This window comes from Pseudomonas sp. F-14 TE3623, assembly GCF_053629015.1.
The window spans coordinates 5,182,394-5,205,599 of sequence record NZ_JBRJHM010000001.1; the positions used below are offsets into that span (position 1 = coordinate 5,182,394).

Consider the following 23,206-nt stretch of genomic DNA (forward strand, 5'->3'; position numbering starts at 1 on the left):
GCCCGCTACCGCCCTCCCCTTCTGCAAGCCCGGATGCCATGCTGACTTGGTTACAACGCAACACCCTGACCTTCCCGCCGCTGGAAAAAGCCATGCGCGACCCCAACGGGCTCCTGGCCGCGGGTGGCGATTTGTCCGCCGATCGGCTGATTCAAGCCTATCGTCACGGCTGCTTTCCGTGGTTTTCGGAGGGCCAGCCGATTCTCTGGTGGTCGCCGGATCCGCGCACGGTACTGTTTCCCGACGAACTGCATGTCTCCCGCAGCTTGAACAAACTGCTGCGCCAACAGCGCTATCAAGTGACCTTCGATCGGGATTTTGCCGCAATCATCCGCGCTTGCGCCGCACCGCGCGAGTACGCTGACGGCACCTGGATCACCCAAGCGATGCAGGACGCCTACGTCGAACTGCACAGGCGTGGTTACGCCCACTCGGTGGAGGTCTGGGACGATGGCGTGCTGGTCGGCGGGCTCTACGGCCTGGCTATGGGGCAGTTGTTTTTCGGTGAGTCGATGTTCAGCCGCGCCGACAACGCCTCCAAATATGGCTTCGCCACCCTGGTGCGACACCTGAAAGAATCAGGTTTTGTGCTGATCGACTGCCAGATGCCTACCGATCATCTGCACAGCCTGGGCGCCCGAGCGATTCCCCGCCGCGAATTTGCCGGCTACCTTGCCCGGCACCTGGATCAACCGGGCCGCGCCACCTGGGTTTGCTGAGCGACTTTTCCCCATGTGGCTTACACTTAATCAAAAGCTTATCCCGAGGGTTGATCATGACCGAGTTGGCGCGTTTGAAGTTCTATGCCACTCAGCCCCACTCTTGCAGTTATCTGCCCGAGGAGCAGGCCACGACGCTGTTTCTCGACCCTAGCCAGCCCATGGATGTGCATGTCTATGCAGACCTGTCGGAAATGGGTTTTCGTCGCAGTGGCGATCATCTCTACCGGCCCCATTGCCAGCATTGCAATGCGTGCGTACCGGCGCGCATTCCTGTGGGGCAATTTACCCCCAACCGTCAGCAGAAACGCATCGTCAAACGCAATGCCGACTTGCAGGTGCGTCCGGCCAGGCCAAAGTTCAGCGAAGAGTACTTCGGCCTCTATCAGCGTTACATCGAACAACGTCACGCCGATGGCGATATGTATCCGCCAAGCCGCGACCAGTTTTCGACCTTCCTGGTGCGTGACTTGCCGTTCTCCCGCTTCTACGAATTTCGTCTCGAAGGCCGACTGCTGGCAGTGGCCGTCACCGACTTGCTGCCCAACGGTTTATCGGCGGTCTACACCTTCTACGAGCCCGGCGAGGAGCGTCGCAGCCTGGGGCGTTATGCGATTCTCTGGCAGATCACCGAAGCCCGGCGCCTGGGGCTGGAAGCGGTCTATCTCGGCTACTGGATCAAAAACTGCAAAAAAATGAGCTACAAGACCCAATATCGCCCTATCGAACTGCTGATTAATCAGCGTTGGGTCATCCTGAGCTAGAACCCCTTGGCTTAAACCCCATTTTTCGGGCACAATGCACGCCGCTTTTGCCTGGCGCAGTTGCACCGGGCCATTCATTGGACACCGAGGGCTTTACTGCATGTCGAAAGAAGACAGCTTCGAAATGGAAGGCACTGTCGTCGACACCCTGCCCAACACCATGTTTCGTGTGGAGTTGGAAAATGGGCACGTCGTAACCGCGCATATTTCCGGCAAGATGCGCAAGAACTACATCCGTATTCTTACCGGCGACAAAGTGCGCGTCGAGCTGACGCCCTATGACTTGAGCAAAGGGCGCATCACCTACCGCGCTCGCTAATCAAGTCAATACAAAACGCCCGGCTATGCCGGGCGTTTTTGTTTGTGTGGAATTTGATGACCACCCTAAATCCAATGTGGGAGCGGGCTTGCTCGCGAAGACGGCGGCACATTCAACATTGATGCAAGCTGACCCACCGCTTTCGCGAGCAAGCCCGCTCCCACAGGGGTTTGGTGTGTTTCTTCAAGACAGCAAAAAGGCGCCTTTCGGCGCCTTTTGCTTTATCGCGTTAACGTCAGGCCATTTCAGCCGTGGTCTCGAACTCGAAGGTCAGCTCGCCGTCCTTGATGTCGATGTGTACCACACCGCCATGTTCGGCCAGTTCGCCAAAGAGAATCTCCTCCGCCAGCGGACGCTTGATCTTGTCCTGGATCAAACGCGCCATTGGACGAGCGCCCATTGCCGAGTCGTAGCCACCGGCCGCCAGCCAGCTGCGAGCCGCGTCGGTGACTTCCAGCAGCACACGCTTGTCTTCCAGCTGCGCCTGAAGTTCGGTGAGGAACTTGTCCACCACGCTTTTGATGACCTCATGGCTGAGGCGACCAAACTGGATAATGGTGTCCAGACGGTTACGGAATTCCGGCGTGAAGCTCTTCTTGATCACTTCCATCGCATCGGACGAGTGGTCCTGATAGGTGAAACCGATCGAAGCACGCGCTGCAGTCTCGGCACCGGCGTTGGTCGTCATGATGACGATCACGTTACGGAAGTCCGCCTTGCGCCCGTTGTTATCGGTCAGCGTACCGTGGTCCATGACCTGCAACAGCAGGTTGAAGACTTCCGGATGCGCCTTCTCGATTTCATCGAGCAGCAGCACGCAGTGAGGCTGCTTGGTGATGGCTTCGGTCAGCAGACCGCCCTGATCGAACCCGACATAGCCTGGAGGGGCACCGATCAGACGCGATACGGTGTGGCGCTCCATGTACTCGGACATGTCGAAGCGAACCAGTTCGACACCCAACGCCTTGGCCAGTTGCCGCGCGGCCTCGGTTTTACCAACACCGGTCGGCCCTGCGAACAGGAACGAACCGACGGGCTTGTCAGGCGACTTGAGGCCGGCACGGGACAGTTTGATCGCGGTCGACAGAGAATCGATCGCCGCATCCTGGCCAAATACCGTGAGCTTCAGATCACGCTCAAGGTTACGCAGCAGCTCTTTGTCGGAACTGGTGACGTGCTTTGGCGGAATTCGCGCGATTTTCGCGACGATGTCCTCGACCTGAGCCACTTCGATGCGCTTCACCCGCTTCTCGATCGGCTGCAGACGCTGATAGGCGCCCGCCTCGTCGATAACGTCGATGGCCTTGTCCGGCATGTGCCGGTCATTGATGTAACGCGAGGCCAGTTCAGCAGCGGCACGCAGCGCTTCATCGCTGTATTCGATGTTGTGGTGCGCTTCGAAACGCCCTTTCAGGCCACGCAGGATGCCAATGGTGTCTTCCACCGAAGGTTCCGACACATCGACCTTCTGGAAGCGCCGAGCCAGAGCACGGTCCTTCTCGAAGATCCCGCGGAATTCCTGGAACGTGGTCGAACCGATGCAGCGAATGTCGCCCGAAGACAGCAATGGCTTGAGCAGGTTCGAAGCATCCATGACGCCACCGGACGCAGCGCCCGCACCAATGATGGTGTGGATCTCGTCGATGAACAGGATCGCCTGCGGACGTTTTTTCAGCTCATTGAGCAGCGCCTTGAAACGCTTCTCGAAATCGCCGCGGTATTTGGTCCCGGCCAGCAAAGCCCCCAGATCGAGGGAATACACCACGCTGTTGGCCAGCAGATCCGGCACCTGGTTGTCGACAATGCGTTTGGCCAAGCCTTCGGCAATCGCGGTTTTACCCACGCCCGCCTCGCCCACCAGCAGCGGATTGTTTTTGCGACGACGCGCGAGGATCTGCGCGACGCGCTCGACTTCCAGCTCACGGCCTACCAACGGATCGATACGACCCTGGCGCGCGAGTTCGTTGAGGTTGCTGGCATAAGCATCCAGAGGATTGCCTGAAGAGGAAGACTCACCGCCCTCGTCGTCCTGCATATCTTGTTCACCTTCAGAGTGATCGCCATGCCCCGGCACTTTGGAAATGCCATGGGCGATGTAGTTGACGACATCGATGCGCGCAACGCTCTGCTGTTTCAGCAGAAACACTGCCTGACTCTCTTGCTCACTGAAGATTGCGACCAGCACGTTAGCGCCAGTCACTTCGCGTTTGCCCGAGCTCTGTACGTGAAAGACAGCACGTTGCAGTACACGCTGGAAGCCCAGGGTTGGCTGGGTTTCACGATCCTCGTCATGAAGAGGGATCAATGGCGTGGTGGAGTCGATGAACTCCTGCAGATCATGCTTGAGTTTGTCGAGGTTTGCGCCGCAGGCACGCAAAACGGTGGCGGCAGCCTCATTATCCAATAGGGCCAGCAGAAGGTGCTCGACGGTCATGAATTCATGACGCTTCGAACGAGCCTCCTTGAAGGCAAGATTGAGGGTGACTTCGAGCTCGCGGTTTAACATAGCTTCACCTCATACCCAAGTGGTCGGCGATTAACCGTCCTTCTCGATTTCACAGAGTAGCGGATGCTGGCTTTCCCTGGCGTACTGGTTGACCTGCATGGCCTTGGTCTCGGCGATGTCGCGGGTAAACACTCCACATACTGCCCGTCCTTCTGTGTGGACGGCCAGCATGACCTTGGTCGCCAGCTCGCGATTCAGGTTAAAAAACACCTCGAGCACTTCGACGACGAAATCCATCGGTGTGTAGTCATCGTTGAACAAAACCACCTTGTACATCGGTGGCGCCTGTAAAGCAGGCTTAGCCTCCTGAACAGCAATGCCTGCGGAATCGTCGTCGTGTAAATCAGGGCGATCCTGATTGAATGTTAGTCGAATCTGGCTGATTGCATGCATGGAAAGAAAGGTTCGTCAGTTGTGCAAATACAGTGGTGGGGGCGGTTATGAACGTTTTCAACTCCGACTGCCCGGTCACCTTGACTATCGGAAAATCGGTGTTACAACCAATAGAGCCCACAGTGGGTAAAAAAGGTCCGCGGAGTCAATCTTATTTGCAGATTAGACTGCGGATTAACTGGATGATACTCCAGTGATGGAGTCTGTTGCAGAGGGATATGGGTATGGCTGTCGGTAAGGTGAAATGGTTCAACAATGCCAAGGGGTTCGGTTTCATTAACACCGACGCCAGAGAAGGTCGCGACGAGGATGGCAAGGACATCGATTTCTTTGCCCACTATTCGGTTATTAAAATGGAAGGTTACAAGACCCTCAAAGCCGGACAAGCCGTAAGTTTCGAGATTATTCAGGGCCCCAAGGGGCTTCACGCGGTGAATATTGCACCCGCTGACAGCGCTAATGAACAGGCTGCGCACGCCACCCTGCAACAAGAAACAGTGTCGAGCTGACGCAACCTAATCATCCAGTCATAAAAAAACCGCCCGAAGGCGGTTTTTTTTGTCAGCTGGCTTACATGTGCGAGATCAACGCATCACCAAACGCGGAAGACGACAGCAGTTTCGCGCCCTCCATCAGACGTTCGAAGTCATAGGTCACGGTTTTCGCGGAGATCGCGCCGTTGGTGCCTTTGATGATCAAATCGGCCGCTTCGGTCCAGCCCATGTGACGCAGCATCATCTCGGCGGACAGGATCAACGAACCCGGGTTGACCTGGTCCTTGCCGGCGTACTTCGGCGCAGTCCCGTGGGTCGCTTCAAACATGGCCACGGTGTCGGACAGGTTGGCACCCGGCGCGATACCGATACCGCCCACTTCGGCCGCCAGGGCGTCGGAGAGGTAGTCGCCATTGAGGTTCAGGGTCGCAATCACATCGTACTCGGCCGGGCGCAGCAGGATCTGCTGGAGCATGGCGTCGGCGATGGCGTCCTTGACGATGACGTTCTTGCCGGTTTTCGGGTTCTTGAACTGCATCCATGGACCGCCATCGAGCAGGGTCGCGCCGAATTCTTCAGCGGCCACTTCGTAGGCCCATTCCTTGAAGGCACCTTCGGTGAACTTCATGATGTTGCCTTTGTGCACGATGGTCAGCGAATCGCGGTCGTTGTCGACCACATACTGCAGAGCCTTGCGCGCCAGACGCTTGGTGCCTTCCAGGGAAACCGGCTTGACGCCGATACCGCAGTTTTCGTCGAAACGGATCTTGGTGACGCCCATTTCTTCTTTAAGGAACTTGATGACCTTGGTCGCTTCCGGCGAACCGGCTTTCCATTCGATACCGGCATAAATGTCTTCCGAGTTTTCACGGAAGATGGTCATGTCGACGTCGCCTGGCTTCTTGACCGGGCTCGGTACGCCTTCGAACCAGCGCACCGGGCGCAGGCAGACATACAGGTCGAGCTGCTGACGCAGGGCCACGTTCAGCGAACGAATGCCGCCGCCGACCGGCGTGGTCAGAGGGCCCTTGATGGAAACCACGTAATCCTTGACCGCGTCCAGGGTTTCCTGAGGCAGCCAGGTGTCCTGATCGTAAACCTGAGTCGCTTTCTCCCCGGCGTAGACTTCCATCCAGGAAATTTTGCGCTCGCCGCCGTAAGCCTTCTTAACAGCAGCATCGACAACCTTGATCATGACCGGGCTGATATCAACGCCAATACCATCGCCTTCGATGAAGGGGATGATCGGGTTGTTAGGAACATTGAGAGAATGGTCCGCGTTGACGGTGATTTTGTCGCCGACGGCTGGAACCTGAATCTTCTTGTATCCCATGCTGTACTCCATTGTTTGGATTGAACATCTGGCTGCGTTCGAGCGTACCCCAGTTAAATCGGCGCGCAAACCCTATGTTCCACCCATCTGCCGCAAAGCTGCACAGTTCGCGACGTACAAGCCTGAAAGCAAAGGGAAAAGCGCCAAACTCAAGCACGGCGAACGACTCTACGCCCCACACCGGCCTGCGACCTTTAGACCAATGGACGAAAAACGTTGCATATGAACCATCGGCAGATTGCCAGCTACCTATGTATAATGCCGCCGCTGACCACAGAGTCACGACGGCCGACCGCTCTATCACAAGACGTTGGGCCCGAATAAGCCGGATTGTTACCGCAGTCCACCCGCTTGACGCTCGACTGATGCACCCAACATCACCGCGAAGAATCTCGACATTCGGCTCATGGATGACTTTGAACGAACGCGCTTACCCGGCGCCCCTCGAGTTTCTGCGCACGCTTTAGCAAAGAAGAGAGAGTTAATCCGAATATGCCCACCCGCTCGAAGATCATCTATACCTTCACCGACGAAGCCCCAGCCCTCGCCACCTATTCACTGTTGCCTATCGTAGAGGCTTTCACCGCCTCGGCTGATATCGCCGTTGAAACCCGCGATATCTCTCTTGCAGGGCGCATTCTGGCCAGCTTCCCCGAGCAATTGGGTGACAAAGCCGTAGCCGACCACCTCGCCGAACTGGGCGACCTGGCCGTTACGCCTGAAGCCAACATCATCAAGCTGCCGAACATCAGCGCTTCGGTTCCGCAACTGCAGGCCGCGATCAAAGAGCTGCAAGCCCAGGGCTTCGCACTGCCGGACTACCCGGAAACCGTGACCAGCGATGCCGACAAGCTCGCCAAGTCGCGTTACGACAAAATCAAAGGCAGCGCCGTAAACCCGGTTCTGCGCGAAGGCAACTCTGATCGTCGCGCACCACTGTCGGTCAAGAACTACGCGCGCAAGCACCCGCACAAAATGGGCGCTTGGGCCAAAGACTCCAAGTCCCACGTCGCTCACATGAGCACCGGCGATTTCTACGGCAGCGAAAAAGCCGCCCTGATCGACGCCGCTGATGCCGTCAAAATCGAACTGATCGCTCAAGACGGCACCACCACCGTCCTGAAAGAAAAAACCACCGTGCAAGCCGGTGAGATCCTCGATTGCGCCGTTCTGAGCAAAAAAGCGCTGCGCAGCTTCATCGCGGCCGAGATCGAAGACGCCAAAGCCAAAGGCGTACTGCTGTCGGTTCACCTGAAAGCCACCATGATGAAGGTCTCCGACCCGATCATGTTCGGCCAGATCGTTGCCGAGTTCTATAAAGACGCCCTGGCCAAGCACGCTGACGTGCTGGCACAGATCGGCTTCAACCTGAACAACGGCATCGGCGACCTGTACGCTCGCATCAAGGCTTTGCCTGCCGAGCAACAAGCGCAGATCGAAGCAGACATCCAGGCGGTCTACGCCGTTCGTCCGTCGTTGGCCATGGTCAACTCCGACAAAGGCATTACCAACCTGCACGTGCCGAGCGACGTCATCGTCGACGCCTCGATGCCGGCAATGATCCGTGACTCCGGCAAAATGTGGGGCACTGACGGTCAGCTGCACGACACCAAGGCTGTGATCCCGGATCGCTGCTACGCCACCATCTACCAGGCAGTGATCGAAGACTGCAAGCTGCACGGCGCTTTCGATCCAACCACCATGGGCAGCGTGCCAAACGTTGGCCTGATGGCGAAGAAAGCCGAAGAGTACGGCTCCCACGACAAGACCTTCCAGATCAAGGCAAACGGCGTAGTTCGGGTTTCCGACGGTGCTGGCCGCACTCTGCTGGAACAGTCGGTTGAAGCCGGCGACATCTTCCGCATGTGCCAGACCAAAGACGCACCGATCCAGGATTGGGTCAAACTGGCCGTCAACCGTGCCCGTGCAAGCGCAACTCCAGCGATTTTCTGGCTGGACCCAATGCGCGCCCACGATGGTGTAGTGATCGAGAAAGTTCAGGCGTACCTGAAGGATCACGATACTTCCGGCCTGGACATCCGCATCATGTCGCCTGTCGACGCGATGAAGTTCACCCTGGACCGCACCCGCGAAGGCAAGGACACCATTTCGGTGACCGGCAACGTATTGCGCGACTACCTGACCGACCTGTTCCCGATCATGGAGCTGGGCACCAGCGCCAAGATGCTGTCGATCGTTCCACTGATGAACGGCGGTGGCCTGTTCGAAACCGGCGCCGGCGGTTCGGCACCGAAGCACGTTCAGCAACTGCTGGAAGAGAACTTCCTGCGCTGGGATTCCCTGGGTGAGTTCCTGGCCCTGGCTGCCTCCCTCGAGCACTTGGGTGTTACCTACAACAACCCTAAAGCGCTGGTGCTGGCCAAGACCCTGGATCAGGCCACTGGCCAGTTCCTGGACAACAACAAGTCGCCATCGCGCAAAGTCGGCAACATCGACAACCGCGGCAGCCACTTCTATCTGGCGCTGTACTGGGCTCAAGCCCTGGCCGCCCAGACCGAAGACGCTGCACTGCAAGCACAGTTCGGCGAACTGGCCAAAACCCTGACCGAGAACGAAGCGACCATCGTTGCCGAACTCAACGCCGTTCAGGGCAAGCCAGTGGACATCGGCGGTTACTACCACGCCAATGCCGAGCTGATCAGCAAGGCCATGCGCCCGAGCAACACCTTCAACGCCGCGATCGCTGCGCTGGTTTAAGGTTGTAAGGATGCAAAGAAGCCCCGGCCCAGTGCCGGGGTTTCTGTTTCTGGCGTTCACACCCTTCCAATGTGAACACTGGACCAATGTGGGAGCGGGCTTGCTCGCGAATGCGGTTTATCATTCAACATTCATGCTGGCTGACCCACCGCTTTCGCGAGCAAGTCGAATCGTCGCACCGCCGCTCCCACATTGACCGTGTTTCAATATTCAAAATTCGAGGAAGCTTCATGGATTGGCTACCCCACATCACCGTCGCCACCATCGTCGAAGACAATGGTCGCTTCCTGATGGTCGAAGAACTCAAGCACGGACAAACGGTGCTTAACCAACCGGCCGGCCATTTGGACCCGGACGAAACCCTGATCGAAGCCGCCGTGCGTGAAACCCTTGAGGAAACCGGCTGGGACGTCAAGCCGACAGGCGTGGTGGGGATTTATCTCTACACCGCCCCAAGCAACGGCGTGACTTACCAGCGGGTCTGCTTCACCGCAAAACCGCTCAAACACCATCCGGACTATCAGCTGGACGACGGTATCGTCGGCGCAAAATGGCTGACGCGTGACGAACTGCTGCAACAGCGCGCAAACTGGCGCAGTGAGCTGATCATCCGCTGTATTGATGATTATCTGGACGGCAAACACTTCGGTCTCGAACTGATCCGCCCTTCTCTTTAGCCTTGCGGGCTTCGGCCTGCTAGAATCGCGTCCTTTTTAAAGACACTCATTGAATCCCTATGCGTGATCCAGCCCCTTCTGACACACAAAAGAAGCGCGTCATTGTCGGCATGTCCGGCGGCGTGGACTCTTCCGTTTCCGCTCTCCTGCTGATCGAGCAGGGCTATGAGGTGGAAGGCCTGTTCATGAAGAACTGGGAAGAGGACGATGGAACGGAATACTGCACCGCCATGGATGACCTGGCGGATGCTCAGGCCGTGTGCGACAAGATTGGCATCAAGCTGCACACCGCCAACTTCGCCGCCGAGTACTGGGACAACGTGTTCGAACACTTCCTGGCCGAATACAAGGCCGGTCGCACGCCGAACCCGGACATCCTCTGCAACCGCGAAATCAAGTTCAAGGCGTTCCTCGACTACGCCATGATGCTCGGCGCCGACCTGATCGCCACCGGCCACTACGTGCGCCGCCGCGACATCGATGGCCGCACCGAATTGCTCAAGGGCCTGGATCCGAACAAGGACCAGAGCTACTTCCTGCACGCCGTCGGCGGCGAACAGATCGCCAAGACTCTGTTCCCGGTCGGCGAGCTGGAAAAACCCGAAGTGCGCGCGATTGCCGAGAAACATGACCTGGCCACCGCGAAGAAAAAGGATTCCACCGGAATCTGCTTTATCGGCGAACGCCGCTTCAGCGACTTCCTCAAGCAATACCTGCCGGCCCAGCCAGGCGAGATCAAGACCACCGAAGGTGAAGTCATCGGCCGTCACCATGGCTTGATGTATCACACCATCGGCCAGCGCCAGGGCCTGGGCATCGGCGGCCTGAAAGACGCCAGTGACGAACCGTGGTACGTGCTGATCAAAGACCTGGAACACAACGAGCTGATCGTTGGCCAGGGCAATGATCACCCTTATTTGTTCTCCCGCGCCCTGCTCGCCTCGGATATCTATTGGGTCAACCCGATCGATTTGACCGAGCCGCGCAAGCTGACCGCCAAAGTGCGTTATCGCCAGAGCGACCAACCTTGCACGCTGGAAAAGACCGCCACCGGCTACCGCGCGACCTTCGATGACCCGCAACGCGCGGTCACCCCAGGCCAATCCGTGGTGTTCTACGACGGTGAAATCTGCCTCGGCGGCGGCGTGATCGAAGTGGCCGAACCCTGGACCAGCAAGGGTCAGCGTTCATGAGCCCGACTCAGGAGCAACTGACAGCCCTGGGCGGCGTTTTTCTCGCCGCCGTACTGGTCGACAAGATCGCCAAGAGCGGCCAGACCAACGAAGCCGGCCTGACCTGCATGCTCGGCAGCCTGCTGATTCGCGACCCCAAGGACACGCTGGAAGTCTATGGCGGTGACGACATCAACCTGCGTGAAGGCTACCGCGCCTTGATCGGCGCTCTGGAGCGCGACCCCAGCACCCTTCAGCGCGAACCGCTGCGCTATGCCCTGTCAATGCTGGGGCTGGAGCGTCAATTGGCCAAGCGCGAAGACATGCTGGAAGTGATCGGCAAGCGTTTGCCACAGATCCAGTCTCAGGTCGAACACTTCGGCCCGGCTCATGAAAACGTAATCGCCGCCTGCGGTGCGCTGTATCAGGACACCCTGAGCACCCTGCGCCAACGGATTCAGGTGCATGGCGACATGCGCAACCTGCAACAACCGAGCAATGCTTCGAAGATTCGCGCTCTGTTGCTGGCCGGGATCCGTTCGGCACGCCTGTGGCGGCAGTTGGGCGGTCATCGCTGGCAGTTGGTGATCAGCCGGCGCAAGTTGCTTAAAGAGCTTTACCCGCTGATGCGCAGCAGCTGAACCGCGCCCGCAATACCGCTTTGTAGTCAGTAACGCGTAATACGCCGGTCAGTTGGCAACGGACCGGCGGATTTTTTCATGTATGATACGCGCCCCATTTCGTTGCCCGACTGTCCGAGAACACCCCATGCAGCTCTCTTCGCTCACTGCGGTTTCCCCTGTTGACGGCCGCTACGCCGGCAAAACCCAGGCCCTGCGCCCAATTTTCAGCGAATACGGTCTGATCCGTGCTCGCGTTCTGGTTGAAGTGCGCTGGCTCCAGCGCCTGGCCGCTCACCCTGCCATCAGTGAAGTGCCGGCGTTCTCCGCCGAAGCCAACGCTGTATTGAACACCCTGGCGGAAAACTTCTCTCTGGAGCACGCCGAACGTGTCAAAGAGATCGAGCGCACCACCAACCACGACGTAAAAGCCATTGAGTACCTGCTCAAAGAGCAAGCGGCCAAGCTGCCAGAACTGGCTGCCGTCAGCGAATTCATCCACTTTGCCTGCACCAGCGAGGACATCAACAACCTGTCCCACGCCCTGATGCTGCGCGAAGGCCGTGATGATGTGATGCTGCCGCTGATGCGCCAGACTAGCGACGCCATCCGCGAGCTGGCCATCCGTTTCGCTGACGTGCCAATGCTGTCGCGCACCCACGGTCAACCGGCCTCGCCGACCACCCTGGGCAAAGAACTGGCGAACGTGGTTTATCGTCTGGAGCGTCAAATCGCTCAAGTCGCCGCCGTTCCGCTGCTGGGCAAAATCAACGGCGCTGTCGGCAACTACAACGCTCACCTGTCGGCCTACCCTGAGATCGACTGGGAAGCCAACGCCCGCGCCTTCATCGAAGACGAGCTGGGCCTGGGCTTCAACCCGTACACCACGCAGATCGAACCGCACGACTACATCGCCGAGCTGTTCGACGCGATCGCGCGCTTCAACACCATCCTGATCGACTTCGACCGCGACATCTGGGGCTACATCTCCCTGGGTTATTTCAAACAGCGCACCATCGCTGGCGAAATCGGTTCGTCGACCATGCCGCACAAGGTCAACCCGATCGACTTCGAAAACTCCGAAGGCAACCTGGGTATCGCCAACGCACTGTTCCAGCACCTGGCGAGCAAGCTGCCGATCTCCCGCTGGCAGCGTGACCTGACCGACTCCACCGTACTGCGCAACCTCGGTGTCGGCTTCGCCCACAGCGTGATCGCGTACGAAGCCAGCCTCAAAGGCATCAGCAAACTGGAGCTCAACCAGCAGAAGATTGCTGCTGACCTGGACGCATGCTGGGAAGTGTTGGCCGAGCCGATCCAGACTGTGATGCGCCGCTACAACATCGAAAACCCGTACGAGAAATTGAAAGAGCTGACTCGCGGCAAGGGCATCAGCCCTGAAGCGCTGCAGACCTTCATCGACGGCCTGGACATGCCTGCGCAAGCCAAGGCTGAGCTGAAGCTGCTCACCCCGGCAAACTACATCGGCAACGCTGTAGCGCAAGCCAAACGCATCTGATCGACCGCTTTACCCGTTTGAGACGCCCGGCAGCGCCGGGCGTTTTTATTCCCGTCTGAAAAGTGCTTTTTTTCAATAGGTTACACATGAATCCTGACATTCCTCTTCAACTTCTGGGCGGCATCACGGCGCGCGAATTCCTGCGTGACTACTGGCAGAAAAAACCCCTGCTGATCCGTCAGGCGATCCCTGATTTCGAAAGCCCGATCGACGCCGACGAACTGGCCGGCCTGGCGCTGGAAGAAGAAGTCGAATCGCGCCTGATCATCGAGCACGGCGAGCGCCCTTGGGAATTGCGCCGCGGCCCGTTCGCCGAAGACGAATTCAGCAAGTTGCCGGAACGCGAGTGGACCCTGCTGGTTCAAGCCGTTGATCAGTTCGTGCCGGAAGTCAGCGAACTGCTGGAAAACTTCCGTTTCCTGCCGAGCTGGCGCATCGACGACGTGATGATCAGCTTCGCTGCTCCAGGTGGCAGCGTGGGTCCGCACTTCGACAACTACGACGTGTTCCTGCTGCAAGGCCACGGCAAGCGCAACTGGAAAATCGGCCAGATGTGCGATTCCGAGAGCAAGCTGCTGCAACACGCCGACTTGCGCATCCTCGCTGATTTCGAAGCCACCGATGAGTGGGTTCTGGAACCGGGCGACATGCTGTATCTGCCGCCACGCCTCGCCCACTGCGGCGTGGCTGTCGATGACTGCATGACCTATTCGGTTGGTTTCCGCGCCCCGAGCGCCTCTGAAGTGCTGACTCACTTCACCGACTTCCTCAGCCAGTTCCTGACTGACGAAGAGCGCTACACCGACGCCGACGCCCTGCCGGCGGTCGATCCTCATCAGATCCAGCACGACGCCCTCGATCGCCTGAAAAGCCTGCTGGCCGAGCACATGAGCGACGAGCGCTTGCTGCTGACCTGGTTCGGCCAATTCATGACCGAGCCGCGCTACCCTGAGCTGGTGGCTGGCCCGGAAGAGATCGAAGAAGAAGACTTGCTCGCCAGCCTCGAGCAAGGCGCGATCCTGATCCGCAACCCTAGCGCGCGCATGGCCTGGTCTGAAGTCGATGACGATCTTCTGCTGTTCGCCAGCGGCCAGAGCCGTTACCTGCCGGGCAAACTGCGCGAGCTGCTGAAAATGATCTGCGCCGCCGACGCCCTGCATACCGACAACCTTGGCGAGTGGCTGAGCGACGAAGACGGTCGCGGCCTGCTGTGCGAGTTGGTCAAGCAAGGCAGCCTGGGGTTTGCTGATGAATAAAATTCACGTACGTGTCGCAGACTGGCAAAAGGACAACGCCGAGATCCGGCGCATTCGTGAGACGGTGTTCATCGCCGAGCAATCCGTTCCGCCTGAGCTGGAATGGGATGCTGATGACGCAACGGCAGTCCACTTTCTGGCCTTTGAAGGCGACTTCCCGATCGGCACTGCCCGCCTGCTGCCAGATGGTCACATTGGCCGGGTGTCGGTGCTGAAGGACTGGCGCGGCTTGAAAGTCGGCGATGCGCTGATGCAAGCGGTGATCGGTGAAGCCGAGGAACGCGGGTTGAAGCAGCAGATGCTGAGCGCGCAAGTGCAGGCCACGGCGTTCTATGAGCGTTTGGGTTTCAGCATGGTCAGTGAGGAATTCCTGGAAGCCGGGATTCCGCATGTGGACATGGTGCGGCACTCGGCATAACACCGAGGTGCTGCCATCGCGAGCAGGCTCGCTCCCACAGTGAATTGATGGTGTTGCTGCAATCTGTAACAACACCTAAAACCCTGTGGGAGCGAGCCTGCTCGCGATGAGGCCCTGAAGAACACCACAAAACGCCCCGCCATCCTCGGATGCCGGGGCGTTTTGCTGTCTACGATTCAACTTGCCCCACCGCGAGCCGACAAACTGGCAATATCAAGACTTTAAAGGCCGGAGATAACGGATATGTCCCTACGCACCCTCCTCACCACGCTGCTGCTGACCTGCAGTTTTTCGGTCATGGCCGCCACCGAGATCGTGCCCCTGAACTATCGCACCAGCGCCGACCTGCTGCCGGTGGCGCAGGATTTCATCGGCAAGGATGGTCAGGTCAGCGCCTATGGCAATCAGCTGATTGTCAACGCAGAACAACGCAGGATCGACGAACTTAAGGCCTTGATCAGCCAACTCGATGTGGCCGCCAAACGCTTGCTGATCACCGTCGACACCAACGAAAACAACTTCCAGGGCGATCAGGGGTACTCGGTCAACGGCGCCAAGCCGAGCCAGACGCGCATCATCAACCGCAGCACCGACAGTCGCGACGGCGGTATCCAGCAGGTTCAGGCCAGTGAAGGCACACCGGCGCTGATCCAGGTCGGCCAGAGTGTGCCGCTCACCAGCACCCAGACCGATTCCTATGGCGACCTGCGCAGCCAAACTGAATACCGCAACGTCACCCAAGGCTTCTACGTCACCGCGAGCGTCACCGGCGACATCGTTCATCTGGCAATCAGTACTAACCGTGACCGGATGAGCCAGGAACGTCCCGATGTAGTGAACGTGCAAAGCACCGACACAACTGTCAGCGGCCGACTGGGTGAATGGATCACCCTGGCGGGCGTGAATCGCCAGACTCAAGCCGACAAACAAGGCCTGACCCGCAGCTACTCGACTCAAGGCCGGGATGACATGACCCTACGGGTGAAAGTCGATACGCTGGACTAAAGCACCAAAAACTGACTGATTAGTCGTATTAGACCAAAGATGTAGTGCTTAAAAAAAAGCACTACAAAACGTTTGACGAGCCAAAAAAGCAAAGGCATGATGGCCTCGCTCCCGCTAATCAGAGGCCCTGGCAAGGGCTTTCGAGTTGTTGTTCGCACCTACCCCGCGAGCCGATTCGTGTCTGTACCGCCCACAAGGTGTGTTTGACGAGGTTGCCGACTGGAACGAAGTTGTCCCGAGGGACGGAAGCGTATTAGGTAACCCGGCTCCACACTGAAGTTCGCACCAAGGCCCACGACGCCCGAATGCGCTCGCCAGTTCGCCCTTACCTGCTCACTTTCCCCTCGAGCCCATCGTTCATCCCGTCGCCATCCCCGCCGAACCCGACTTGACCGCCTAAGCTTCTGGTCAGCGAGCAGCCTTTTACGCCCCTTTGAAATGCGTATTTGGCACGCAGGAATTGTCCACCCAGAACCACTTTCGATTAAAGACGCGACGAGGTTTATCCCCATGGCACTGACACGCGAACAGCAAATTGCAGCCCTCGAAAAAGATTGGGCTGAAAACCCGCGCTGGAAAGGCGTGACACGCAATTACTCCGCTGCTGACGTCGTCCGCCTGCGTGGCTCGGTTCAACCTGAGCACACCTTTGCAAAAATGGGCGCCGACAAGCTTTGGAACCTGGTAACCCAGGGTGCCAAGCCGTCCTTCCGTCCTGAGAAAGATTTCGTCAACTGCATGGGCGCCCTGACCGGCGGCCAGGCTGTACAACAAGTCAAAGCCGGTATCCAGGCGATCTACCTGTCGGGCTGGCAAGTGGCTGCGGACAACAACTCCGCCGAATCGATGTACCCGGATCAGTCGCTGTACCCAGTGGATTCGGTTCCGACCGTGGTCAAGCGCATCAACAACTCATTCCGTCGTGCTGACCAGATCCAGTGGAAAGCCGGCAAGAACCCGGGCGACGAAGGTTACATTGACTACTTCGCACCGATCGTGGCTGACGCTGAAGCCGGTTTCGGTGGCGTTCTGAACGCCTACGAGCTGATGAAGAGCATGATCGAAGCAGGCGCCGCCGGCGTTCACTTCGAAGACCAACTGGCTTCCGTGAAAAAATGCGGCCACATGGGCGGCAAGGTACTGGTTCCTACCCAGGAAGCTGTGCAGAAGCTGACCGCTGCTCGTCTGGCAGCTGACGTTGCCGGTACACCGACCATCATCCTGGCCCGTACCGACGCTAACGCAGCCGACTTGCTGACTTCCGATTGCGACCCGTACGACCAGCCATTCGTGACTGGCGAACGTACCCAGGAAGGCTTCTACAAAGTGCGCGCCGGTCTCGACCAGGCCATCGCTCGCGGCCTGGCCTATGCACCGTTCGCCGACCTGATCTGGTGCGAAACCGCCAAGCCGGATCTGGACGAGGCTCGTCGCTTCGCTGAAGCGATCAAAAAGGAATACCCGGACCAACTGCTGTCGTACAACTGCTCGCCTTCCTTCAACTGGAAGAAAAACCTGGACGACGCGACCATCGCCAAGTTCCAGCGCGAACTGTCCGCCATGGGTTACAAGCACCAGTTCATCACCCTGGCCGGCATTCACAACATGTGGCACAGCATGTTCAACCTGGCGCACGACTACGCCCGCAACGACATGACTGCCTACGTGAAGCTGCAAGAGCAAGAGTTCGCTGACGCTGCCAAGGGTTACACCTTCGTGGCTCACCAGCAGGAAGTGGGCACCGGCTACTTCGACGACATGACCACCGTGATTCAAGGTGGCACATCCTCGGTGACCGCGCTGACTGGTTCGACCGAAGAAGAACAGTTCCACTGATCTGCTTCGTTTAAGCAAACGGCCCTTGCGGACCGAATAAAAAGCTAACCGCAAAGCCGCTCATCTGACGCCCCGACTGGTTCGGGGCGTTTTTTTGCCTGCGATTTTTCGATCACTGCAAAACCCTGTGGGAGCGTGTCAACCCACAGAATTTTGCGAAACACATTGATCCAGAGCAGTTTCACGACCCGGAAAATAAGGTAAAACGACCGTGCTCGCTACTTGCAGTAACACGCATATAAGACAACTTCCCAGCCACTCACCCGTTAAACAGTTTGAAAACCGCGTCAAATAATATTGATTATCATTTAGCGGTAACTATGTTCGTTACATTCCCTACAAAACATATTTGACAAAACCCCCGCTAATGCCCGAGCGGCATGGGCTACAGGGCTTTGGAGGCACGCTATGTCCTTATTCTTGTAAATAATTTCGCTATCTGAATTTTACTTGCTCGGTGTTTAGCCATAAAATCACCGCGATTGATTGCTGCGACATATCGTCACTGCTTTGTTTCTTTTCAAGCTCAGAGACCTTTGCTCTCTGTTAAGGATTACCAGCATGCCCGAAGCGACCGGACTCATGGCCCACAACTGGGGCTTTGCCATTTTCCTTCTGGGTGTCGGCGGCCTTTGCGCCTTCATGCTCGGCGTATCCAGCCTCCTCGGGTCAAAAGCCTGGGGCCGCAGCAAAAACGAACCGTTCGAGTCCGGCATGCTACCTACCGGTGGCGCCCGCTTGCGGCTCTCAGCCAAATTCTATCTGGTCGCGATGCTCTTCGTGATCTTCGATATCGAAGCCCTTTTTCTCTTTGCCTGGTCTGTGTCCGTCCGCGAAAGCGGCTGGACCGGATTCGTCGAAGCTCTCGTTTTCATAGCAATTCTGTTGGCAGGTCTTGTCTACCTATTCCGAGTGGGCGCCCTTGACTGGGCTCCGGAAGCTCGTCGTAAGCGGCAAGCGAAGCTGAAACAATGAGGCTTTGGCAATGCAATACAATCTCACCAGGATCGACCCCGATGCTCCTAACGAGCAGTATCCGATTGGCAAACGGGAAACCGTTTCCGATCCGTTAGAAGATCAAGTCCACAAAAACATTTTCATGGGCAAGCTCGAAGACGTGCTCAACGGCACGATCAACTGGGGGCGCAAGAACTCCCTGTGGCCGTATAACTTCGGTCTTTCGTGCTGCTACGTGGAAATGACCACCGCCTTCACGGCGCCCCACGACATCGCGCGCTTTGGCGCCGAGGTTATCCGGGCATCGCCGCGTCAGGCGGATTTCATGGTTATCGCCGGTACCTGCTTCATCAAGATGGCGCCGATCATTCAGCGTCTCTACGAGCAAATGCTCGAGCCTAAATGGGTCATCTCCATGGGTTCGTGCGCCAACTCCGGTGGCATGTACGACATCTACTCCGTCGTTCAAGGGGTGGACAAGTTCCTGCCCGTGGACGTCTACGTGCCTGGCTGCCCGCCCCGCCCTGAAGCTTTTCTGCAAGGCTTGATGCTGTTGCAGGAGTCGATTGGCCAGGAGCGTCGCCCACTTTCCTGGGTCGTTGGCGATCAAGGCGTTTACCGCGCCGAGATGCCTTCGCAAAAGGAACAGCGCCGCGAACAGCGTATTCAGGTAACCAACCTGCGCAGCCCCGACGAAGTCTGATCCAGATCTGTTCTTACAAAGAAACGAGAAACTGGCTTCATTCTTTACGTTGACCGAAAGCGATAAATAACCATGACTACAGGCAGTGCTCTGTACATCCCGCCTTATAAGGCAGACGACCAGGATGTGGTCGTCGAACTGAACAATCGTTTTGGCCCGGAGGCGTTCACCGCCCAGCCGACCCGCACCGGCATGCCGGTGCTTTGGGTTGCCCGCGCCAAACTCGTCGAAGTCCTGACCTTCCTGCGCAACCTGCCCAAGCCGTACGTCATGCTCTATGACCTGCACGGCGTGGACGAGCGTCTGCGCACCAAGCGTCAAGGGCTGCCAAGCGGCGCCGACTTCACTGTGTTCTATCACTTGATGTCGATCGAACGTAATAGTGACGTAATGATCAAGGTCGCCTTGTCCGAGAGCGACCTCAGCGTGCCGACCGTTACCGGTCTCTGGCCGAACGCCAACTGGTACGAGCGTGAAGTGTGGGACATGTATGGCATCAACTTTGCCGGTCACCCGCACCTGACCCGCATCATGATGCCGCCGACCTGGGAAGGTCACCCGCTGCGCAAAGACTTCCCGGCCCGCGCCACCGAGTTCGACCCGTTCAGCCTGACCCTGGCCAAGCAACAGCTTGAGGAAGAAGCCGCGCGCTTCAAGCCTGAAGACTGGGGCATGAAACGTTCCGGACCGAACGAGGACTACATGTTCCTCAACCTGGGTCCCAACCACCCTTCGGCGCACGGTGCATTCCGTATCATTCTGCAGCTGGACGGTGAAGAGATCGTCGACTGCGTGCCGGACGTCGGTTACCACCACCGTGGTGCCGAGAAGATGGCCGAGCGTCAGTCCTGGCACAGCTTCATTCCGTACACCGACCGTATCGACTACCTCGGCGGCGTGATGAACAACCTGCCGTACGTGCTCTCGGTCGAGAAGCTGGCCGGCATCAAGGTGCCCGAGAAGGTCGACGTCATCCGCATCATGATGGCCGAGTTCTTCCGGATCACCAGCCACTTGCTGTTCCTGGGGACTTACATCCAGGACGTCGGCGCCATGACCCCGGTGTTCTTCACCTTCACCGACCGCCAGAAGGCGTACACGGTGATCGAAGCCATCACTGGTTTCCGTCTGCACCCGGCCTGGTACCGCATCGGTGGCGTCGCCCACGACCTGCCGCGCGGCTGGGAAAAACTGGTCAAGGATTTCGTCGAGTGGATGCCCAAGCGTCTGGACGAATACCAGAAAGCCGCACTGGACAACAGCATCCTGCGTGGCCGGACCATCGGCGTCGCCGCCTACAACACCAAAGAAGCCCTGGAATGGGGCGTCACCGGTGCCGGCCTGCGTTCGACCGGTTGCGATTTCGACCTGCGTAAGGCTCGCCCTTACTCCGGCTACGAAAACTTCGAATTCGAAATCCCGCTGGCGGCCAATGGCGATGCCTACGACCGTTGCATCGTTCGCGTCGAAGAAATGCGCCAGAGCATCAAGATCATCGAGCAGTGCATGCGCAACATGCCGGAAGGCCCGTACAAGGCGGATCACCCGCTGACCACGCCGCCACCCAAAGAGCGCACGCTGCAACACATCGAGACCCTGATCACGCACTTCCTGCAAGTTTCGTGGGGCCCGGTCATGCCGGCCAACGAATCCTTCCAGATGATCGAAGCGACCAAGGGTATCAACAGTTATTACCTGACGAGCGATGGCGGCACCATGAGCTACCGCACCCGGATTCGTACTCCAAGCTTCCCGCACCTGCAGCAGATCCCTTCGGTGATCAAAGGCAGCATGGTCGCGGACTTGATCGCGTACCTGGGTAGTATCGATTTCGTTATGGCCGACGTGGACCGCTAAGCATGAACAGCCCGCTTATCCAGACAGACCGTTTCGCCCTGAGCGAAACCGAGCGCTCGGCCATCGAGCATGAGCTGCATCACTACGAAGACCCGCGCGCGGCGTCGATCGAAGCCCTGAAGATCGTCCAGAAGGAACGTGGCTGGGTGCCTGATGGCGCGCTCTACGCCATCGGCGAGATCCTCGGCATCCCGGCCAGCGACGTTGAAGGGGTGGCGACGTTCTACAGCCAGATCTTCCGTCAGCCCGTGGGCCGTCACATCATTCGCGTCTGCGACAGCATGGTCTGCTACATCGGCGGCCACGAGTCGGTAGTCAGCGAAATCCAGAGCAAGCTGGGCATCGGCCTGGGTCAGACCACCGCCGACGGTCGTTTCACCCTGCTGCCGGTCTGCTGCCTCGGCAACTGTGACAAGGCGCCGGCGCTGATGATCGACGACGACACGTTCGGTGATGTACAGCCTGCCGGCGTTGCCAAATTGCTCGAGGGCTACGTATGACCCTGACTTCCTTCGGTCCAGCCAACCGCATCAAGCGTGTCGCTGAGACTCACCCGCTCACCTGGCGTCTGCGTGACGACGGCGAAGCCGTATGGCTCGACGAATACCAGGCCAAGAACGGTTACGCCGCTGCGCGCAAGGCCTTCGCCGACATGGCCCAGGACGACATCGTCCAGACCGTGAAAGACTCCGGCCTCAAGGGCCGCGGCGGTGCAGGCTTCCCCACGGGCGTGAAGTGGGGCCTGATGCCCAAGGACGAATCCATCAACATCCGCTACCTGCTGTGCAACGCGGATGAGATGGAGCCGAACACCTGGAAAGACCGCATGCTGATGGAGCAACTGCCCCATCTGCTGATCGAAGGCATGCTGATCAGTGCTCGCGCGCTGAAAACCTACCGTGGCTACATCTTCCTGCGTGGCGAGTACACCACCGCCGCCAAGCACCTGAACCGTGCCGTGGAAGAAGCCAAGGCAGCAGGCCTGCTGGGTAAAAACATCCTGGGCAGCGGCTTCGATTTCGAGCTGTTTGTCCATACCGGCGCCGGGCGTTACATCTGCGGTGAAGAAACCGCACTGATCAACTCCCTCGAAGGCCGCCGCGCCAACCCGCGCTCCAAGCCGCCCTTCCCTGCCGCCGTGGGCGTGTGGGGCAAGCCGACTTGCGTGAACAACGTTGAAACCCTGTGCAACGTGCCGGCGATCATTGCCGACGGCGTGGACTGGTACAAATCGTTGGCCCGCGAAGGCAGCGAAGACATGGGCACCAAGCTCATGGGCTTCTCCGGCAAGGTCAAGAACCCTGGCCTGTGGGAATTGCCGTTCGGCGTCACCGGTCGCGAGCTGTTCGAAGAGTACGCCGGCGGCATGCGCGACGGTTACAAGCTCAAGTGCTGGCAGCCAGGCGGCGCCGGTACCGGTTTCCTGTTGCCGGAACACCTGGACGCACAAATGTATGCCGGCGGCATCGCCAAAGTGGGCACCCGTATGGGTACCGGCCTGGCCATGGCGGTGGACGACAGCGTCAACATGGTGTCCTTGCTTCGCAACATGGAAGAGTTCTTCTCCCGCGAATCCTGTGGCTTCTGCACCCCGTGCCGTGACGGTCTGCCGTGGAGCGTCAAGCTGCTGCGGGCGATCGAGAACGGTGAAGGGCAAGCCGGCGATATCGAGACCCTGCTGGGTCTGGTCGGTTTCCTCGGCCCGGGCAAGACCTTCTGTGCACACGCACCGGGTGCCGTGGAGCCGTTGGGCAGCGCCATCAAATACTTCCGTCCAGAGTTCGAAGCCGGCATCGCGCCCACCAGCGCCGTCGTCCCGCCTCTGGCAAAGCCGATCGTAGTCGGCGCGTAAACGCTTAAAAAGGCGAAGGGTCCGTGCCCTTCGTCTTCTCGTGTGATGACGCCGAAAACGGCTGTGTTGATTCACGCGAATAACAAGA

General features: G+C 58.4%; 21 protein-coding genes. 18 read left to right on the forward strand and 3 right to left on the reverse strand.

Annotation, left to right across the window (positions count from 1 at the left end):
* The first annotated feature begins 38 nt into the window (after window positions 1-38).
* The 3 genes from aat (at window position 39) to infA (ending at window position 1,802) form a co-directional block, all read left to right on the forward strand.
* Window positions 39-719 (forward strand): leucyl/phenylalanyl-tRNA--protein transferase, encoded by a 681-nt coding sequence (aat, locus tag AB7M29_RS24250; RefSeq protein WP_454248182.1) that lies wholly within the window; start codon window positions 39-41, stop codon window positions 717-719.
* A gap of 56 nt (window positions 720-775) precedes the next feature.
* The gene (locus AB7M29_RS24255; protein ID WP_052967992.1) at window positions 776-1,483 is read left to right on the forward strand and encodes an arginyltransferase; all 708 of its coding nucleotides are present in this window, start codon (window positions 776-778) and stop codon (window positions 1,481-1,483) included.
* 100 nt (window positions 1,484-1,583) lie between these two features.
* Complete coding sequence (gene infA / locus AB7M29_RS24260; RefSeq protein ID WP_002553999.1) at window positions 1,584-1,802, forward strand: translation initiation factor IF-1; 219 nt, start codon at window positions 1,584-1,586, stop codon at window positions 1,800-1,802.
* Between the two features lie 235 nt (window positions 1,803-2,037).
* Here the strand turns inward: infA and clpA are convergent, their stop codons facing one another.
* The gene (clpA, locus tag AB7M29_RS24265) at window positions 2,038-4,308 is read right to left on the reverse strand and encodes an ATP-dependent Clp protease ATP-binding subunit ClpA (protein ID WP_052967012.1); all 2,271 of its coding nucleotides are present in this window, start codon (window positions 4,306-4,308) and stop codon (window positions 2,038-2,040) included.
* Window positions 4,309-4,338: 30 nt separating this feature from the next.
* The gene (gene clpS / locus AB7M29_RS24270; protein WP_015094394.1) at window positions 4,339-4,701 is read right to left on the reverse strand and encodes an ATP-dependent Clp protease adapter ClpS; all 363 of its coding nucleotides are present in this window, start codon (window positions 4,699-4,701) and stop codon (window positions 4,339-4,341) included.
* 224 nt (window positions 4,702-4,925) lie between these two features.
* Here clpS and AB7M29_RS24275 point away from each other — a divergent pair, with 224 nt between their 5' ends.
* On the forward strand, window positions 4,926-5,210 hold the full coding sequence (locus tag AB7M29_RS24275) for a cold shock domain-containing protein (protein WP_217857147.1): 285 nt from the start codon (window positions 4,926-4,928) through the stop codon (window positions 5,208-5,210).
* 61 nt (window positions 5,211-5,271) lie between these two features.
* Here AB7M29_RS24275 and icd read toward each other — a convergent pair whose 3' ends face one another.
* Window positions 5,272-6,528, reverse strand: coding sequence for an NADP-dependent isocitrate dehydrogenase (gene icd, locus AB7M29_RS24280; protein WP_007905029.1), 1,257 nt, complete (start codon window positions 6,526-6,528; stop codon window positions 5,272-5,274).
* Window positions 6,529-7,020: 492 nt separating this feature from the next.
* Between icd and AB7M29_RS24285 the strand changes: the two genes are divergently transcribed.
* From AB7M29_RS24285 to nuoF, 14 genes are all read left to right on the forward strand, one after another.
* The gene (locus AB7M29_RS24285; RefSeq protein ID WP_454248183.1) at window positions 7,021-9,246 is read left to right on the forward strand and encodes an NADP-dependent isocitrate dehydrogenase; all 2,226 of its coding nucleotides are present in this window, start codon (window positions 7,021-7,023) and stop codon (window positions 9,244-9,246) included.
* 230 nt (window positions 9,247-9,476) lie between these two features.
* Window positions 9,477-9,923, forward strand: a complete 447-nt coding sequence (locus tag AB7M29_RS24290) for an NUDIX hydrolase (RefSeq protein WP_048396931.1) — start codon at window positions 9,477-9,479, stop codon at window positions 9,921-9,923.
* A 59-nt stretch (window positions 9,924-9,982) separates the two neighbouring features.
* Window positions 9,983-11,116: a tRNA 2-thiouridine(34) synthase MnmA gene (gene mnmA, locus AB7M29_RS24295; protein WP_008014884.1), complete on the forward strand. Its 1,134-nt coding sequence runs from the start codon at window positions 9,983-9,985 to the stop codon at window positions 11,114-11,116.
* Entirely contained in the window at window positions 11,113-11,736 is a 624-nt protein-coding gene (hflD, locus tag AB7M29_RS24300) for a high frequency lysogenization protein HflD (protein ID WP_048396927.1), read from the forward strand. The genes mnmA and hflD overlap by 4 nt, the downstream gene beginning before the upstream one ends.
* 127 nt (window positions 11,737-11,863) lie before the next feature.
* Window positions 11,864-13,234 (forward strand): adenylosuccinate lyase, encoded by a 1,371-nt coding sequence (purB, locus tag AB7M29_RS24305; RefSeq protein ID WP_217857150.1) that lies wholly within the window; start codon window positions 11,864-11,866, stop codon window positions 13,232-13,234.
* Window positions 13,235-13,320: 86 nt separating this feature from the next.
* Window positions 13,321-14,490, forward strand: coding sequence for a ribosomal protein uL16 3-hydroxylase (locus AB7M29_RS24310; protein WP_454248184.1), 1,170 nt, complete (start codon window positions 13,321-13,323; stop codon window positions 14,488-14,490).
* On the forward strand, window positions 14,483-14,908 hold the full coding sequence (locus AB7M29_RS24315) for a GNAT family N-acetyltransferase (protein ID WP_007905044.1): 426 nt from the start codon (window positions 14,483-14,485) through the stop codon (window positions 14,906-14,908). The genes AB7M29_RS24310 and AB7M29_RS24315 overlap by 8 nt, the downstream gene beginning before the upstream one ends.
* 243 nt (window positions 14,909-15,151) lie before the next feature.
* Complete coding sequence (locus AB7M29_RS24320) at window positions 15,152-15,913, forward strand: secretin N-terminal domain-containing protein (RefSeq protein WP_217857152.1); 762 nt, start codon at window positions 15,152-15,154, stop codon at window positions 15,911-15,913.
* A 510-nt stretch (window positions 15,914-16,423) separates the two neighbouring features.
* Complete coding sequence (aceA, locus tag AB7M29_RS24325; protein ID WP_007905048.1) at window positions 16,424-17,749, forward strand: isocitrate lyase; 1,326 nt, start codon at window positions 16,424-16,426, stop codon at window positions 17,747-17,749.
* A gap of 561 nt (window positions 17,750-18,310) precedes the next feature.
* Window positions 18,311-18,724, forward strand: coding sequence for an NADH-quinone oxidoreductase subunit A (locus tag AB7M29_RS24330; protein ID WP_007905050.1), 414 nt, complete (start codon window positions 18,311-18,313; stop codon window positions 18,722-18,724).
* Window positions 18,725-18,734: 10 nt separating this feature from the next.
* Window positions 18,735-19,409 carry a NuoB/complex I 20 kDa subunit family protein gene (locus tag AB7M29_RS24335; protein ID WP_008014893.1) on the forward strand — a complete coding sequence of 225 codons (675 nt, stop codon included), beginning with the start codon at window positions 18,735-18,737 and terminating at the stop codon, window positions 19,407-19,409.
* A 72-nt stretch (window positions 19,410-19,481) separates the two neighbouring features.
* Window positions 19,482-21,266 carry an NADH-quinone oxidoreductase subunit C/D gene (nuoC, locus tag AB7M29_RS24340; protein WP_217857153.1) on the forward strand — a complete coding sequence of 595 codons (1,785 nt, stop codon included), beginning with the start codon at window positions 19,482-19,484 and terminating at the stop codon, window positions 21,264-21,266.
* A gap of 2 nt (window positions 21,267-21,268) precedes the next feature.
* Window positions 21,269-21,766, forward strand: coding sequence for an NADH-quinone oxidoreductase subunit NuoE (nuoE, locus tag AB7M29_RS24345; RefSeq protein ID WP_007940871.1), 498 nt, complete (start codon window positions 21,269-21,271; stop codon window positions 21,764-21,766).
* Window positions 21,763-23,118: an NADH-quinone oxidoreductase subunit NuoF gene (nuoF, locus tag AB7M29_RS24350; RefSeq protein ID WP_454248185.1), complete on the forward strand. Its 1,356-nt coding sequence runs from the start codon at window positions 21,763-21,765 to the stop codon at window positions 23,116-23,118. Before nuoE ends, nuoF begins: the two co-directional genes overlap by 4 nt.
* The last annotated feature ends 88 nt before the right edge of the window (window positions 23,119-23,206 follow it).

Bases quoted from the DNA above. Each gene is read 5' to 3' on its own strand.
- aat (WP_454248182.1), top strand. From the start codon at position 39: ATGCTGACTTGGTTACAACGCAACACCCTGACCTTCCCGCCGCTGGAA.
- AB7M29_RS24255 (WP_052967992.1), top strand. From the start codon at position 776: ATGACCGAGTTGGCGCGTTTGAAGTTCTATGCCACTCAGCCCCACTCT.
- infA (WP_002553999.1), top strand. From the start codon at position 1,584: ATGTCGAAAGAAGACAGCTTCGAAATGGAAGGCACTGTCGTCGACACC.
- clpA (WP_052967012.1), bottom strand. From the start codon at position 4,308: ATGTTAAACCGCGAGCTCGAAGTCACCCTCAATCTTGCCTTCAAGGAG.
- clpS (WP_015094394.1), bottom strand. From the start codon at position 4,701: ATGCATGCAATCAGCCAGATTCGACTAACATTCAATCAGGATCGCCCT.
- AB7M29_RS24275 (WP_217857147.1), top strand. From the start codon at position 4,926: ATGGCTGTCGGTAAGGTGAAATGGTTCAACAATGCCAAGGGGTTCGGT.
- icd (WP_007905029.1), bottom strand. From the start codon at position 6,528: ATGGGATACAAGAAGATTCAGGTTCCAGCCGTCGGCGACAAAATCACC.
- AB7M29_RS24285 (WP_454248183.1), top strand. From the start codon at position 7,021: ATGCCCACCCGCTCGAAGATCATCTATACCTTCACCGACGAAGCCCCA.
- AB7M29_RS24290 (WP_048396931.1), top strand. From the start codon at position 9,477: ATGGATTGGCTACCCCACATCACCGTCGCCACCATCGTCGAAGACAAT.
- mnmA (WP_008014884.1), top strand. From the start codon at position 9,983: ATGCGTGATCCAGCCCCTTCTGACACACAAAAGAAGCGCGTCATTGTC.
- hflD (WP_048396927.1), top strand. From the start codon at position 11,113: ATGAGCCCGACTCAGGAGCAACTGACAGCCCTGGGCGGCGTTTTTCTC.
- purB (WP_217857150.1), top strand. From the start codon at position 11,864: ATGCAGCTCTCTTCGCTCACTGCGGTTTCCCCTGTTGACGGCCGCTAC.
- AB7M29_RS24310 (WP_454248184.1), top strand. From the start codon at position 13,321: ATGAATCCTGACATTCCTCTTCAACTTCTGGGCGGCATCACGGCGCGC.
- AB7M29_RS24315 (WP_007905044.1), top strand. From the start codon at position 14,483: ATGAATAAAATTCACGTACGTGTCGCAGACTGGCAAAAGGACAACGCC.
- AB7M29_RS24320 (WP_217857152.1), top strand. From the start codon at position 15,152: ATGTCCCTACGCACCCTCCTCACCACGCTGCTGCTGACCTGCAGTTTT.
- aceA (WP_007905048.1), top strand. From the start codon at position 16,424: ATGGCACTGACACGCGAACAGCAAATTGCAGCCCTCGAAAAAGATTGG.
- AB7M29_RS24330 (WP_007905050.1), top strand. From the start codon at position 18,311: ATGCCCGAAGCGACCGGACTCATGGCCCACAACTGGGGCTTTGCCATT.
- AB7M29_RS24335 (WP_008014893.1), top strand. From the start codon at position 18,735: ATGCAATACAATCTCACCAGGATCGACCCCGATGCTCCTAACGAGCAG.
- nuoC (WP_217857153.1), top strand. From the start codon at position 19,482: ATGACTACAGGCAGTGCTCTGTACATCCCGCCTTATAAGGCAGACGAC.
- nuoE (WP_007940871.1), top strand. From the start codon at position 21,269: ATGAACAGCCCGCTTATCCAGACAGACCGTTTCGCCCTGAGCGAAACC.
- nuoF (WP_454248185.1), top strand. From the start codon at position 21,763: ATGACCCTGACTTCCTTCGGTCCAGCCAACCGCATCAAGCGTGTCGCT.